The sequence below is a fragment of the Cellulosimicrobium sp. JZ28 genome, from assembly GCF_015327065.1.
Taxonomy (GTDB): domain Bacteria; phylum Actinomycetota; class Actinomycetes; order Actinomycetales; family Cellulomonadaceae; genus Cellulosimicrobium; species Cellulosimicrobium funkei.
The window spans coordinates 3,298,279-3,311,170 of the sequence record NZ_CP017660.1; the positions used below are offsets into that span (position 1 = coordinate 3,298,279).

Sequence of the window (12,892 nt, forward strand, 5' to 3'; positions counted from 1 at the left end):
GGTCATCCGGCCCCACCCACCCCGATACCCCGTCTCGATTGACTGAGACGGGGTATCGCTGCACTATGGGAGGGACCGCCGCCGACGCCGGGCCCGCACCCCGGGCCACCGCGTCGAGGACGGTCGACCGACCGCAGCCGCCCTCCCAGGGGAGCACCGATGCCCACCACCCCGATCATGCCCGGCGTCACCGAGCCCACCTACGACCTCGCGACCCCGCTCGACCTCGACTACGCCGGCGCGTTCGCCGACGCGACCGAGGAGGACCGCGCCCACCTGCAGCGCGTCCGGCAGTTCGTCCAGGACGAGGTGCTGCCCGTCATCGACGACTACTGGGAGCGTGCCGAGGTCCCGTTCGACCTCGTCAAGCGCATGGGCGAGCTCGACCTGCTGCGCGACGGTGTCGACGTCGACGGTCGTCCGCACGTGAGCCAGCTCGCGGCAGGCCTCGCCGCCATGGAGATGTCGCGCGGCGACGGCTCCGTCGCGACGATCTGCGGCGTCCAGGGCGGCCTCGCGCTGCGCAGCATCCAGATGCTCGGCTCCGACGAGCAGCGGGCGAAGTACGCCGAGCCCATGGCGCGCGGGGAGATCCTCGGCGCGTTCGCGCTCACCGAGCCCACCCACGGCTCGGACTCCGTCTCGCTCGAGACGACGGCGCGCAAGGAGACGCGCGACGGCGTCGAGGGCTACGTGCTGAACGGCGAGAAGAAGTGGATCGGCAACGGGTCGTCGGGCCACGTCACGGTCGTGTGGGCGCGCCTCGTCGGCGACGACGGCGATGGTCAGGTCCACGGGTTCGTCGTGCCGCAGGACACCCCGGGCTACACGGGCACGACCATCACCGGCAAGGTGTCGCTCCGCGCGATCTGGCAGGCGCACGTCGTGCTCGACGACGTGTTCGTCCCCGCCGAGAACGCCCTGCCCGGCGCGCGGTCGTTCAAGGACACCTCGCGCGTGCTCTTCGCGACGCGCCTCGGGGTGGCGTGGGCCGCCGTCGGGCACGCCGTCGCGTGCTACGAGGCCGCGGTCGCGTACGCGAAGCAGCGCGTCCAGTTCGGGCGCCCGCTCGCCGCGAACCAGATGGTGCAGGAGCGCCTCACGCGGATGCTCTCGACGATCACGCAGCTCCAGCTCCTCGTCGCGCAGATGACGCGGCTCGACGAGGCGGGGACGCTCACCGGCCCGCAGGCGTCGCTCGCGAAGTACACGTGCACCCGCGGGGCACGCGAGGTCGCGGCGAGCGCGCGCGACCTGCTCGGCGGCAACGGGATCCTGCTCCAGAACCGCGTCGCGCGGCACTTCGCCGACATCGAGGCCCTGCACACGTACGAGGGCACCGAGTCGGTCCAGGCGCTCATCGTCGGGCGCGACATCACGGGCGTCTCCGCGTTCGTGTGACGGTTCCGAGGGCGCACGCCCTCCCTCCGCTCCCCGGCGCCGCTCGCCCCTCCTCGCGGCGCCGGGGCTCCTTCCTGTTCGCCCCGTCTCCTCGCCCTCCCCGGATCGGAGTCCCATGAGCACCGACGCCAGCCCCCTGCCCGACGCCGCCGCCGTCACCCCCGAGGACGAGGTCACCCCGGTCCTCCTGCACGGCGCGCGCACCCCCTTCGCGCGCTTCCGCGGCGCGCTCGCCTCGCTCTCGGCGGCCGAGCTCGGTGCGCACGCGATCCGGGGCGCGCTCGCGGCCGCGGGCGTCGCGCCGGAGCAGGTCGACACGGTGATCGTCGGGCAGGTCGTGCAGGCGGGCGCCAAGCAGGGCCCCGCGCGCCAGGCCGCGATCCTCGCGGGCCTCGGCTGGGACGTGCCCACCGTGACGATCAACAAGCTGTGCCTCTCGGGCCTCACCGCGATCATCGACGCGGCCCGGCTGGTCCGCACGGGCGAGGCGAGCGTCGTCGTCGCGGGCGGCCAGGAGTCCATGACGAACGCGCCGCACCTCGTCGTCGGGTCGCGCTCCGGGTTCGCGTTCGGGGACGTGACGATGGCCGACTCGCTCACGCACGACGGCCTGAACGACCCGTTCAGCGGCGAGGTCATGGGCGAGCTCACCGACCGCGGCTGCGCGACGCGCGGCATCGGCCGCCCCGAGCAGGACGCGTTCGCGCTGCGCTCGCACCAGCGGGCCGCCGCGGCGCGCGACGCCGGGCGCCTCGCCGAGGAGATCGCCCCCGTCGAGGTGCCGCAGCGGCGGGGTGAGCCGGTCGTCGTCGAGCACGACGAGGGCGTGCGCGCCGACACGACGCTCGAGGCCCTGGAGCGCCTGCGCCCCGCCTTCGTGCAGGACGGGACCATCACCGCCGGGTCGAGCTCGCCCCTGTCCGACGGCGCGGCGGCGGTCGTCGTCGCGAGCCGTGCCTTCGCGAAGCGCAACGGCCTGCCGTGGCTCGCCGAGATCGGTGCGGCGGGGCAGGTCGCGGGACCCGACAACTCGCTGCACTCCCAGCCGGCGCGGGCCATCGAGGCCGCTGTGAAGCGCGAGGGGATCGCCGCCGCGGACCTCGACCTCGTGGAGATCAACGAGGCGTTCGCCGCCGTCGCGCTGCAGTCCGTCGCGGACCTCGGCATCGACGCGGACGTCGTCAACGCCGACGGCGGCGCCATCGCGCTCGGCCACCCGGTCGGCGCGTCGGGCGCTCGGCTCGCGCTGCACCTCGCGCTCGCGCTCCGTCGCCGCGGGGGCGGCGTCGGCGCGGCGGCGCTGTGCGGCGGCGGCGGCCAGGGGGACGCGCTCGTCCTGCGCGCCTGACCCTCCGGGCGGGCCCCCTCGGGGCTCCACCGCGCGAGCCGACCAACCCTGGTGCACGATGCTGCACCAGGGTTGGCGCGTTTCGGCCACCGCGGTGTGACGCAGATCGCGCCACGCCGGCCGGGTTTCGCGTCATGGATCGCGTCTGACGTGGTCCCTCTCCCTGGAACCGCCCCCCACGAGAGGACCGTCATGACCACCGTGACCGACGCAGCCCGCCGTACCGCGAGCCGTGCGCGCCGCTCGCACCTGTCCGCCGTCGCCGTCGCGCTCGTCGGGCTCGCCGCAGGCTTCGCCGCGGCGCCCTACCTGCTCGGCTGACGCCTCCCGCTCGACGAGCCCGGGACCGCGGTCCCGGGCTCTCGTCATCCCTCGGTCGTCGTGCTCCGCGCCGGCTCGCGCGCGAGCAGCTCCTCCAACCGGTCGAGCAGCGGGACCTGGCCCGCGACCACGAGCCCGCGGGCGCGCGCGAGCGCGAACCAGCCGGCCCGGTCGAGCTCCGGGAACTCCTGCATGCGCCCCGAGCGCGGCGGCCACTCCAGCGCGAACGTGTTGCTCGCGATCGTCGTGACGTCGAGGTCCGCCTCCCGCGCCCACGCCGCGACGAGCTTGCCCGCGCGCTGGCGCACCGTGCCGAGGTCGAGGTCCGGCGCCGCGCCGGCGGGGGCCGGGACGCCGAGCTCCTCGGCGAACTCGCGCAGCGCCGCCGCGTGCTCGTCCTCCCCCGGCTCCACCTCGCCCTTGGGGATCGTCCACCCGCCCGCGTCCTTGCGCGCCCACAGCGGGCCCCCCATGTGCCCGAGGAGCACCTCGACGACGTCGGCACGGAACCGGTAGAGCACGAGCCCTGCTGACTGCTTCACCCCTCCTTCCTACACAGCCGACGCCGGACCGGCCCGTCGGAGCCGCGCGGACCACCCGCCGGGGGCGTTTCGGGGTCGTGTCCGGTGGCCTGTCGGGGGTCTGTCGGGGGTCTGTCGGGGGCACGGCGTAGCGTCGGCAGCACCAGGACCGGGACCGCAGAAGGGGACGACCATGGCCACGCAGAGCGTCACGCACCTCAACCCGCCCGGGCTGCACCGCAACCCGGCGTTCTCGCAGGGCACGATCGTCGAGACCGGTCGCACGCTCTACGTCGGGGGCCAGAACGGCACCGACGCGGACGGCGCGATCGTCGAGGGCGGCATCGCGGCCCAGACGGCCCAGGCGCTGCGCAACGTCCTCGCAGTGCTGGCCGAGGCAGGCGCCGGGCCGGAGGACGTCGCGCGACTCGCCGTCTACCTCGACCCCGAGGCCGACCTCATGGAGGGGTTCGGCGCCGTCGGCGAGGTCTGGGGCCCGCACCCCGCCGCCGTGACCGTCCTGCGGGTCGGGATCGCGCGACCGGGCGCGCTCGTCGAGATCGAGGCGGTCGCGGCGCTCCCCGCCTGACGCGGGGCACCGGCTCCCGCGCGCGACGACACGGGGGTGCCGCTACTGTCCGGGGGTGCCAGCCCACCGGACCCCGTACCGCGCCCTCTGGCGGGCCGCGGCGTACGGGGTCGCGGCCTCGCTTCCCGTGCTCGCGCTCGCGTGGCTCGTGCGCGCGGAGTCGGGGGTCGTCGTCGACGCGGACCGTGCCGCCGTCGCCGCGGCGACCCGGTTCGCCGGCGAGCGCCCCGCGCTCGAGAGCGCGCTCCTCGTGGGGCAGGAGGCCCTGGCCGCGCGGTGGATGAACCTCGCCGCGATGGGCGTGTGCGTCTGGGCGTGGCGACGCCACGGGCTCGGGTCGCGCGCGGCCTGGGCGGCGGGGACGATCTGGGGCGCGTGGGCGCTCGGCCTCGGCGCGAAGGAGGTCGTCGGCCGCGCGCGGCCCGTCCTCGAGGACGCCGTGTCGACCGTGCCGGGCGCGAGCTTCCCCTCCGGGCACGCGATGAACGCGGCGGCCGTCGGGGTGACGCTCAGCGTGCTCGTCTGGCCGCTGCTCGGGCGGCGAGGCCGCGTCGCGGTGGTCGGCGGTGCGACGGCGCTCGCCCTCGTCACCGCGGCCGACCGCGTGCTGCTCGGCGCGCACTACCCGTCTGACGTCGTCGGCGGGATCCTCCTCGGCGGCGCGGTCGCGGGGGCGTCTGCCGTCGGCTACCACGGGTGGACCGCCGCGCGGTCCGGCCGTCCCTCCGGTGACACTCCCAGGAACGAGGTCTGATGCAACCCTTCGTGCACCGCTACGAGCTGGACACGACCCGCCCCACGGCGAAGGAGGTGCTGCGCGACGTCGGCCTGCGGGCGTTCCTCCCGGGAGCGGTGCTGTGGGTGGTCATCGTCGCGACGGGCTTCCTCGTCACCGGGCCGCTCGGCGACCTGCCGGGCGAGGTCGCGGTCAACCGGTGGTTCGAGCAACGGCGCACGCCGTTCTGGGACACCGTCACCGACGTGCTCTCCCTCATCGGCACGACCGAGTTCATCATCGGCGGCACGCTGCTCACCGTCGCGCTCGTGTGGTGGCGCACCCGGCAGTGGTGGTTCGCCCTCGTGCCCGCGCTCGCCGTCGCGCTGCAGGCGCTGATCTTCCTCACGTCGTCGATCGTCGTGGGGCGCGAGCGGCCCGACGTCTCGCGGCTCGACGAGGCGCCCCCGACGTCCAGCTTCCCCTCGGGGCACACGGGCGCGTCGGCGGCGTTCTACCTGACCCTCGCCCTGCTCGCGCAGCGCATCACGAACCCCGCCCTGCGCGTCGTCGTGACGGTGCTGTGCTGCCTCGTGCCGCTCGGCGTGGGTCTCTCGCGGCTCTACCGCGGCGCCCACGGACCGGCGGACGTCGTCGTGGGACTCCTCAACGGCATCGTGTGCTGCGTCCTCGCGTGGCACTACCTGCGCCGCGACCTGCGCTCGAAGCGCTGAGACGCCGAGATCGCGCTCGCGGCGCCCCGTCGGCGACGCTCTCCCCCGACCACGACGACGGCGGGCCCGGTCCGAAGACCGGGCCCGCCGTCGTCGTGCGGGGGCGGTCCGGGCGCGCGCGGCACCCGGACCAGCCGTCAGATCAGGCGCACAGACCCACCGGGTCCCACGAGCCCCACGTCACGGAACCGGGGAGCTCGCCCTTCGTCCACCACTGGGCCCTGTAGTTCACGCCGGCGCGGGACACGGTCTGCCCGCCGGTGTAGACGGCCTCGCGCGACCAGGCCGGGGCGCAGACCGCCGCCTCGACCTCGGGCGCGGTGCCGCAGGGGCCGATCTTCTTCCAGGCGTTGCTGGCGCCCGGCTCCTGGTTGCGGGTCCACCACTGGGCCTTGTACTCCGCGCCCTCGTGCGAGACGACCTCACCACCGGTGTAGACGCCCGTGCCGTACCAGGGCACCGCGCACTCCTCGGCCACGCCGGGACCCGGGGTCGCGGCGCGCAGCGTCGAGCCCAGGGCGTCGCCGAGCTCGTTGCGGTAGTCGCCGGAGAGGTCCCACCACATCGCGCCGCCGTAACCCTGCGTCGCGACGAACTCGGCCTTCGCCGTCACGGACGCCGGGTCGTCGTAGCTCCACCACTGGTCGCCGTTGTACAGCCAGCTCGCGCCGATCTTCGGGTCGAAGAACTTCTTCCCGCCGAAGGAGCGCAGCTCGGCGTACGTCTTGGTGCCGACGTACCCGGCGGCGGGCTGCCAGCCCTTCGTGCCGTCCTTGACGCCGTACCAGCCATGGCCGTAGGCCGCGAGGCCCGCGTTGATCTGCGACGGGTCCGCGCCCGCGTTCACGTACATGCCGAGGGCGCCGTCGAGGCCGAGGCCCCAGTTCTCCGCGCCGTCGGGGTGCAGGTTGCCCTGGTGGCCCGTCTTGTTCGGGACCCAGCCGCCGTGGAAGTCGTAGCCCTGGACGTTGAGGAAGTCGACGACCGCGAACAGGCGCGGGTCGAGCCAGCCGCCCTGGCCGGCGTTCCAGCCGCCCGCGGGCGCGAACGCCGTCAGCAGGTAGTCCTGGCCGGTCGTCGCGCCGCGCGCGTCGAGCTCGGCGCGGAACTCCTCCATGAGGAGCAGGAAGTTCTCCTTGTCCTCCGGGCGGACGTTCGCCGTCTCGCCGCCGGTGACCGGCCACTCCCAGTCGATGTCGATGCCGTCGAAGATGCCGGCCGCGACGCCGGGGCCGCCCTTGCCGTCGACGACCGGCAGGTTGCCGTCGATGTAGAGGTCGAGGCACGAGTCGACGAGCCGCGTACGACCCTCGGCCGTGGACGCCGCCTCGGAGAAGTTGTCCGACCAGGTCCAGCCGCCGAGGGAGACGAGGATCTTCGTCTCCGGGCTGACGGCCTTGAGCTTCTTGAGCTGGTTGAAGTTGCCGGCGAGCTTCTGGCCCGGCTTGTCGGCCTTGCCGTCGACGGAGTCCGCGGCGGGCACCTCCGCGACGAAGTCGTTGAGGGGGTCGCCCTCGCCGGGGACGTCGGCGATGTCGCACACCAGGTCGGTCGTGACGTTGCCGAACGCGTAGTTGATGTGGGTGAGGTCCTCGATCGCTCCGGTGCGCACGAGGTCGGCCACGTGGAAGTCGCGGGTGACGCGCGAGTCGGCCATGACGTAGCCGACGCTGCGGAACCCGTTGATGTCCGACGGCCCGGCGACGGAGGCCGCCGGCTTGGCCGTGGGCTGGGGTGCCGCCGCGGCGGGCGACGCGAAGGTGGCGGCCGTGAGGGCGAGCGCCCCGACGACGGCGGAGGCCGTGACCACGCGCGAGCGTCGTGGCGAGGTCCTGGCGAACGAGCGGCCGGGGGCAGCCGCGCTGGGTGTCGATCGATCGGTCATGAAGGCCTCGTTGCTCTTCGGCCCGGGCTGGGGATCCCGGGATTTGTTCGGTCTCCTGCAAGATACCCGTGCGCCTCCCCGTAACGCCAGGGTCCGAACGAAACTGTTACCGCTGTCGGTGGCAGGGCGCAGAGTAGGGCGGTGAGCTTCGACCGTGCGCCGCACGCCCCCGTGCTGCGCGCCCGCCCGACGATCGCGCACCTCGACGCCGACGCGTTCTTCGCCGCCGTCGAGCAGCACCAGCGGCCGTCCCTGCGCGGGCGCCCGGTGCTCGTCGGCGGCGTGGGGCCGCGCAGCGTCGTCGCGACGGCGTCGTACGAGGCCCGGCAGTACGGCGCCCGCTCGGCGATGCCGATGGAGCAGGCGCGGCGGCTGTGCCCGCCGTCGACGGTCGTCGTCGTGCCGCGGTTCGCCGCGTACTCGGCCTACTCGGCACGGATCATGGCGGCGTTGCGCGAGGTGACGGACCTCGTCGAGCGCGTGAGCATCGACGAGGCGTTCGCCGACGTCGCCGCGGCCGTCGGGCCGGAGACCGACCTCGAGGCGCTCGCCACGGGGATCCGCGAGCGGGCGCGCGAGCTGAGCGGCCTGCCCGTCTCGCTCGGGCTCGGGCGGTCCAAGCTCGTCGCGAAGCTCGCCTCGGAGGCCGCGAAGCCGGGCGGGGTCCGGGTCGTCGGGGCCGACGACGAGGACCCGTTCCTGCTCGACCTGCCCGTGCGGGCGCTGTGGGGCGTCGGCCCGGTGTCGGCCGCGCGGCTCGACGAGCTGGGGGTGCGCACCGTCGCCGACCTGCGCCGCCAGCCGCTCGACACGCTGCTCCTCGTCGCGGGCGAGGCGGGCGGCACCAACCTCTACCGGATCGCGCGCGGCTGGGACGACCGCCCGGTCTCGACGGTGCGGGAGCGCAAGTCCGCGGGCGCGGAGCACACGTTCGACACCGACCTTCACGGCCGGGCCGCGATCGCCGCGGCGCTCGATCCCGTGGTCGACGCCGCCCTGGCCCGCCTCGAGCGGCACGCCGTCGCGGCGCGCACCGTCGTGGTCAAGGTGCGCCTCGCGTCGTTCACGACCCTCACCCGCTCGGTCACGCTCTCCCGCCCGACGACCGACGAGGGCGCCCTCCGCGACGCGGCCCACCGCGCGCTGCGCCTCGCGGACGTCACCGAGCCCGTCCGCCTGCTCGGGGTCGCGTTCCACGCGCTGTCCGAGCACGCGCAACTCATGCTGCCGCTCGGCGCGGACGCGCCGGAGGACCCCGCCGTTCCGATCGCCGCAGAGGTGGTGGGCGCTGAGGCGGCGGGCGATGAGGCGGTCGGCACCGAGGCGGTCGGTGCAGAGTCGGTGGGTGCAGAGTCGGTGGGTGCAGAGTCGGTGGGTGCCGAGGCGCCCGGCGCGGCCGCGACCGGCCCCGTCCGGACGACGGCCGCCCTCCTCGCCCCCGGCCTCGACGTCGCGACCCCGGCTGACGGGCGCGGGTGGGTCGTGCGCGTCGGCGACGACGGCCGCGTCGCCGTCCGCTTCGAGACGGCGCGGACCGGCCCGGGCTACCAGCGCTGGGTCGACCCGGAGGCGGAGGAGCTCGCGCTCGTCGAGCCGCTCGGCCCGGACGGCGAGCCCGTGCGCGCCTCGCCCACGGACGACGACGCGTAGCGGCGAGCCGTCGCGCCCGCGCGCGTGTCGTCCCCACCCGTCCCGCCCGCGCTCGTCCCGTCCGCGCTCGTCCCGCCCGCGCTCGTCCCCTCCGTCCCGGTCCTGCCCGACGCCGGGCGGTCGGCGCGCTGCCGACCGGGCCCCGCGCCGTCGGGCACGCGCGGGACGACCCCCGCCGCGACGAGGAGGAGCGCCGCGCCCACCCAGAACGCGGCCTGCGGTCCGACGACGTCGCTCAGCCCGCCCGTCGCGAGCGCGCCGACCGCCTGCCCGGCCGTGAGCGCGACGAAGAGCGCGGCGGTCGCGCGTCCGGCGGCGTGCGGGCGCAGCGCTGTGCCCCACGCGATGAGCACGCCGCTCAGGGCGGTGTAGGCGCCGCCGAAGAGCGCGCCTGCGACGGCGACGACGGGCACGCTGCCCGGGGTGAGTGCCAGGGCGGCGGTGCCGACCGCCGTCGCGACGGCCGTCACGACCCAGGCGCCGCGCAGGCCGAGCACGCGGACGGCGTCGCCGCTGAGCGCGCCGAGGACCGCCGCCACGCCGAGGAGGCACCAGAGGGCCGCCGTCGTGCGGCCGGGGAGGCCGCCGGTCACCGTGACGAGGTCGCGCCCGAACGTCCAGACCGCGGCGCTGCCGACCCCGGCCACCGCGGCCGCGACCCCGGCGCGCCCGAGCGACCGCCCTCCCTCGCCGCCGGACGCGGGCGGCGACTCGGGGGCCGCGGGCCAGCGCGCGCTCCGGTCGACGACCGCCGCCGTACCCACCGCCCCGACCGCAGCGGCCGACGACGGCGGCTCGCTCATCGTCGGGCGGCTCGCCCAGGGCCTCGGCGCGGCCGCGATCCTGCCCTCGACCCTGTCGACCGTGAACGCGACGTTCCGCGGCAAGGACCGGGCCGCGGCGTTCGGGGTGTGGGGCGCCGTCATCTCCGGCGCCGCCGCGGTCGGCCCGCTCGCGGGCGGGTGGATCACGACGTCGTTCACGTGGCCGTGGATCTTCCTCGTCAACGTCCCCGTCGGCGCGCTCGTCATGGTCGGCGCCTACCTCTGGGTGCCCGAGACCCGCGCGCACGCGTTCGCCCCCGGGCTCGACCTCGTCGGGCTCCTGCTGTCCGCGCTCGGGTTCGGCGCGCTCGTGTTCGGGCTCATCGAGGGCCAGACGTTCGGCTGGTGGAGCCCGAAGGGGGGCGTCGAGCTGCTCGGGGCGACCTGGCCGGCGTCCGCGCCCGTCTCGCCCACCCCCGTGTTCCTCGCCGCCGGGCTGCTCCTGCTCGTGCTCTTCGTCCTGTGGGAGCGGCACCGCGCGCGGGTGCGGCGGTCCGCGCTGCTCGACCTCACGCTCTTCCGCATCCCGACGTTCCGGTGGGGCAACGTCGCCGCGACGACCGTCGGCGAGTTCGGCATCATCTTCGTCCTGCCGCTCTTCCTCGTGAACGTGCTCGCGCTGTCCACCATGGGCGCCGGGCTCGTGCTCGCGGCGATGGCACTCGGCGCGTTCCTCTCCGGCGCGTCGGCGCGTCACCTTGCCGCCGCCGTCGGCGCCCCGCTCGTCGTGGTCATCGGCCTCGCGCTCGAGATCGTCGGGGTCGCCGCCGTCGCGCTCACGGTCACCGCTACCGTCTCCCCGTGGCTGCTCGCGGCCCTGCTCGTGGTCTACGGCGTCGGGCTCGGCCTCGCCTCCGCGCAGCTCACCAGCACGACCCTGGTGCAGGTGCCCGCCGAGGAGTCCGGACAAGGCTCCGCCACGCAGTCGACGGCGCGACAGGTCGGCTCCGCGCTCGGGACCGCGCTCGTCGGGACCGCGCTCGCCGTCCTGCTCGCGAGCGCCGTGCCCGCGGCCCTCGACGGCGAGGGCCTGCCCGACGCCGAGGTCACGCGCCTCGCCGACGCGACGAGCGGCTCCGCCGGCGACGTCATCTCCCAGCTGCGCGCCGAGGGCACGCACGGCGAGCTCGGGCCGCAGGAACCCGAGGTCGTCGACGCGCTCGCGTCCGGGTTCGCCGACGCGACCCGCGGGTCGCTGCTCGTCGCCGGAGCGTTCCTCGTGCTCGGCCTCGCGTCCGCGACGGCCGTCGTGCGGGCGTCGCGCCGATCGGCGTGAGGGTCGCGCCCGACGCCGGAGCGAGGGTCGAGCCGGCGCGGGGTCGAGCCCGGGGCCGGGTCGAGCCTGCTCGGGGTCACGCTAGGCGGTGCCAGACGCCCTCGGACACGACCTCGACCGCGCCGTCGACCACGAGGGCGGTCTCGTCGTCGACCGCGTAGGCCGGCCCGCCCAGGGCGGCGGCCCACCGCCGCGCCGCGGCCTCCGTGTTGTCGGGCAGGTCCGGGTGGCCCAGGTGGGGGAACATCGAGAAGTCGACGAGCCCCAGCGGCGTCGCGTCCTCGCCGTCGGGCGGCTCCCACCCCACGAACTCCTCGCCGATGCGCGGCGTCAGCGCCATGCTGCCGCCGCTCATCCCGACGTAGACCGTGTCGGTGAGCGACGGCACGAGGTCCGCGAACCCCGACCGCCGCATCCAGTACGCCAGGTACCCCGCGTCACCGCCCGCGGCCAGCAGCACGTCCGTCTCCCGGACGAGCGGCACCCAGCGGTCCGCGGGGATGCTCGGCAGCGCAGTCAGCTCCAGCACGCCGACCGACCCCCACCCCAGACCCGCCATGTGGTCCGACTCCCCCGTGATGAAGTCCCGGGCGTTCTTCCCCGGCCCTACCCACGGGTGGCCGTACAACGCCGTCGGGATGCACAGCGCGGTGCACTCACCGATCGGCCGACCCAGTAGCCCGACGAGCGCTCCCTCGATGGTCGGGTTCGTGACTCCCCCTGACGTGAGCAACAGCTTCATCGCGTCCTCCTCGGCTCCGGCGGTCTGCACAGCAGACCGCTGCGCAGAGGGGAACTCATCGCCAGCGGCGGGCGCCACCTTGGACGACTCGCGAAAGGAGCCGCCCCGGGGCGCGTGCGACCACCCGGCGCGCTGTCCTGCTGGTGATCCGCGCAGCGCCTCGCCGCCTCTCCGAAGGACGGGGCCGGACGGGTACGACGACGCAGCCTCGGTATTGCGTGGCACCCCCCTTCGCGTGTGGCCGGCGCCCCGTAGAGTGGCCGGAATTCTCGCTCAGGTGTACGGAAGGCAGTCGTCAGGATGCTCATCGCGCGACCGTTCAGCCCCGAAGCCCTCAAGCTCCATCCGTTCGCCTGTGGCGAGCCGGAGCTCGACGACTGGCTCGCTCGGTTCGCGGGGCAGAGTGAGCGACGGGACAACGTCCGCACGACGCTGCTCCTCGACGAGCAGGCGGGACGCATCGCGGGGTACTACTCGATGCGGACGTTCGAGCTGTCGGCCGCCGACGCCTCGTCCGCGATCGGCCGCGCACGCCGCTACCCTGCGCCGGCAATGCTCCTCGCGCGGCTCGCGGTGGACGTCGATTACCAAGGGAACGGCGTGGGCCGCGTGCTCCTCTTCGACGCCCTGCAGAAGCTCGTCGACGCCGCAACCGCCATCGGGTTCGAGATCGTCGTCGTACATGCCCTCCACGAGGACGCAGCCTGCTTCTACCTGAAGCACGGATTCCGCCGCTTCCTCGATCACGACCTCAGCATGTTTCTCACCACTAAGGACCTTCGCGCGACGTTCGCTGCGGCCGATCCGAGTTGATCCGTACGTACCACGTGCGTACAGTGGATGTACGCCACGAGACCGCCACGTCACCCGACGCGTGACACGAGGA

12 protein-coding genes and 1 pseudogene are annotated in these 12,892 nt (G+C 75.0%); 9 read left to right on the plus strand and 4 right to left on the minus strand.

Annotated features, from left to right (window positions below; translation table 11 throughout):
• Nucleotides 1-159 precede the first annotated feature (159 nt).
• The 3 genes from BJP59_RS14780 to BJP59_RS20175 all read left to right on the plus strand — a co-directional run bounded on the left by BJP59_RS14780 (nt 160) and on the right by BJP59_RS20175 (nt 3,070).
• A complete protein-coding gene (locus BJP59_RS14780; protein ID WP_043652250.1) occupies nt 160-1,401 on the plus strand; it encodes an acyl-CoA dehydrogenase family protein in 1,242 nt (413 codons plus the stop codon).
• A 115-nt stretch (nt 1,402-1,516) separates the two neighbouring features.
• A complete protein-coding gene (locus BJP59_RS14785; protein ID WP_061268826.1) occupies nt 1,517-2,749 on the plus strand; it encodes an acetyl-CoA C-acyltransferase in 1,233 nt (410 codons plus the stop codon).
• A 192-nt stretch (nt 2,750-2,941) separates the two neighbouring features.
• Nucleotides 2,942-3,070: a hypothetical protein gene (locus tag BJP59_RS20175; RefSeq protein WP_255179672.1), complete on the plus strand. Its 129-nt coding sequence runs from the start codon at nt 2,942-2,944 to the stop codon at nt 3,068-3,070.
• 44 nt (nt 3,071-3,114) lie between these two features.
• Here BJP59_RS20175 and BJP59_RS14790 read toward each other — a convergent pair whose 3' ends face one another.
• On the minus strand, nt 3,115-3,612 hold the full coding sequence (locus BJP59_RS14790; RefSeq protein ID WP_043658711.1) for an NUDIX domain-containing protein: 498 nt from the start codon (nt 3,610-3,612) through the stop codon (nt 3,115-3,117).
• 172 nt (nt 3,613-3,784) lie between these two features.
• On the opposite strand from BJP59_RS14790, the gene BJP59_RS14795 reads away from it, so the two are divergent.
• From BJP59_RS14795 to BJP59_RS14805, 3 genes are read left to right on the plus strand one after another with little or no spacing between them, the layout of a single operon-like run.
• On the plus strand, nt 3,785-4,180 hold the full coding sequence (locus tag BJP59_RS14795; protein WP_194521294.1) for a RidA family protein: 396 nt from the start codon (nt 3,785-3,787) through the stop codon (nt 4,178-4,180).
• A 55-nt stretch (nt 4,181-4,235) separates the two neighbouring features.
• Nucleotides 4,236-4,934 (plus strand): phosphatase PAP2 family protein, encoded by a 699-nt coding sequence (locus BJP59_RS14800; protein ID WP_194521295.1) that lies wholly within the window; start codon nt 4,236-4,238, stop codon nt 4,932-4,934.
• Nucleotides 4,934-5,629, plus strand: coding sequence for a phosphatase PAP2 family protein (locus tag BJP59_RS14805; RefSeq protein ID WP_194521296.1), 696 nt, complete (start codon nt 4,934-4,936; stop codon nt 5,627-5,629). The genes BJP59_RS14800 and BJP59_RS14805 overlap by 1 nt, the downstream gene beginning before the upstream one ends.
• A 142-nt stretch (nt 5,630-5,771) precedes the next feature.
• On the opposite strand, the gene BJP59_RS14810 is transcribed toward BJP59_RS14805, so the two are convergent.
• On the minus strand, nt 5,772-7,514 hold the full coding sequence (locus BJP59_RS14810; protein WP_194521297.1) for a glycosyl hydrolase family 18 protein: 1,743 nt from the start codon (nt 7,512-7,514) through the stop codon (nt 5,772-5,774).
• Nucleotides 7,515-7,655: 141 nt separating this feature from the next.
• On the opposite strand from BJP59_RS14810, the gene BJP59_RS14815 reads away from it, so the two are divergent.
• Entirely contained in the window at nt 7,656-9,164 is a 1,509-nt protein-coding gene (locus tag BJP59_RS14815; RefSeq protein ID WP_194521298.1) for a DNA polymerase IV, read from the plus strand.
• Here the strand turns inward: BJP59_RS14815 and BJP59_RS14820 are convergent.
• Nucleotides 9,059-9,871: pseudogene (locus BJP59_RS14820) on the minus strand (YbfB/YjiJ family MFS transporter); the annotation flags it as partial. The gene BJP59_RS14815 and the pseudogene BJP59_RS14820 overlap by 106 nt on opposite strands.
• On the opposite strand from BJP59_RS14820, the gene BJP59_RS14825 reads away from it, so the two are divergent.
• Nucleotides 9,759-11,264: an MFS transporter gene (locus tag BJP59_RS14825; protein ID WP_442861513.1), complete on the plus strand. Its 1,506-nt coding sequence runs from the start codon at nt 9,759-9,761 to the stop codon at nt 11,262-11,264. The pseudogene BJP59_RS14820 and the gene BJP59_RS14825 overlap by 113 nt on opposite strands.
• 76 nt (nt 11,265-11,340) lie before the next feature.
• Here BJP59_RS14825 and BJP59_RS14830 read toward each other — a convergent pair whose 3' ends face one another.
• Entirely contained in the window at nt 11,341-12,006 is a 666-nt protein-coding gene (locus BJP59_RS14830) for a Type 1 glutamine amidotransferase-like domain-containing protein (RefSeq protein WP_194521299.1), read from the minus strand.
• A gap of 300 nt (nt 12,007-12,306) precedes the next feature.
• On the opposite strand from BJP59_RS14830, the gene BJP59_RS14835 reads away from it, so the two are divergent.
• Nucleotides 12,307-12,819 carry a GNAT family N-acetyltransferase gene (locus BJP59_RS14835; protein ID WP_194521300.1) on the plus strand — a complete coding sequence of 171 codons (513 nt, stop codon included), beginning with the start codon at nt 12,307-12,309 and terminating at the stop codon, nt 12,817-12,819.
• Nucleotides 12,820-12,892 lie beyond the last annotated feature (73 nt).

Coding starts and splice junctions, on each gene's coding strand:
- BJP59_RS14785 (WP_061268826.1), top strand. CDS start 1,517: ATGAGCACCGACGCCAGCCCCCTGCCCGACGCCGCCGCCGTCACCCCC.
- BJP59_RS14835 (WP_194521300.1), top strand. CDS start 12,307: ATGCTCATCGCGCGACCGTTCAGCCCCGAAGCCCTCAAGCTCCATCCG.
- BJP59_RS14830 (WP_194521299.1), bottom strand. CDS start 12,006: ATGAAGCTGTTGCTCACGTCAGGGGGAGTCACGAACCCGACCATCGAG.
- BJP59_RS14780 (WP_043652250.1), top strand. CDS start 160: ATGCCCACCACCCCGATCATGCCCGGCGTCACCGAGCCCACCTACGAC.
- BJP59_RS14805 (WP_194521296.1), top strand. CDS start 4,934: ATGCAACCCTTCGTGCACCGCTACGAGCTGGACACGACCCGCCCCACG.
- BJP59_RS14795 (WP_194521294.1), top strand. CDS start 3,785: ATGGCCACGCAGAGCGTCACGCACCTCAACCCGCCCGGGCTGCACCGC.
- BJP59_RS20175 (WP_255179672.1), top strand. CDS start 2,942: ATGACCACCGTGACCGACGCAGCCCGCCGTACCGCGAGCCGTGCGCGC.
- BJP59_RS14810 (WP_194521297.1), bottom strand. CDS start 7,514: ATGACCGATCGATCGACACCCAGCGCGGCTGCCCCCGGCCGCTCGTTC.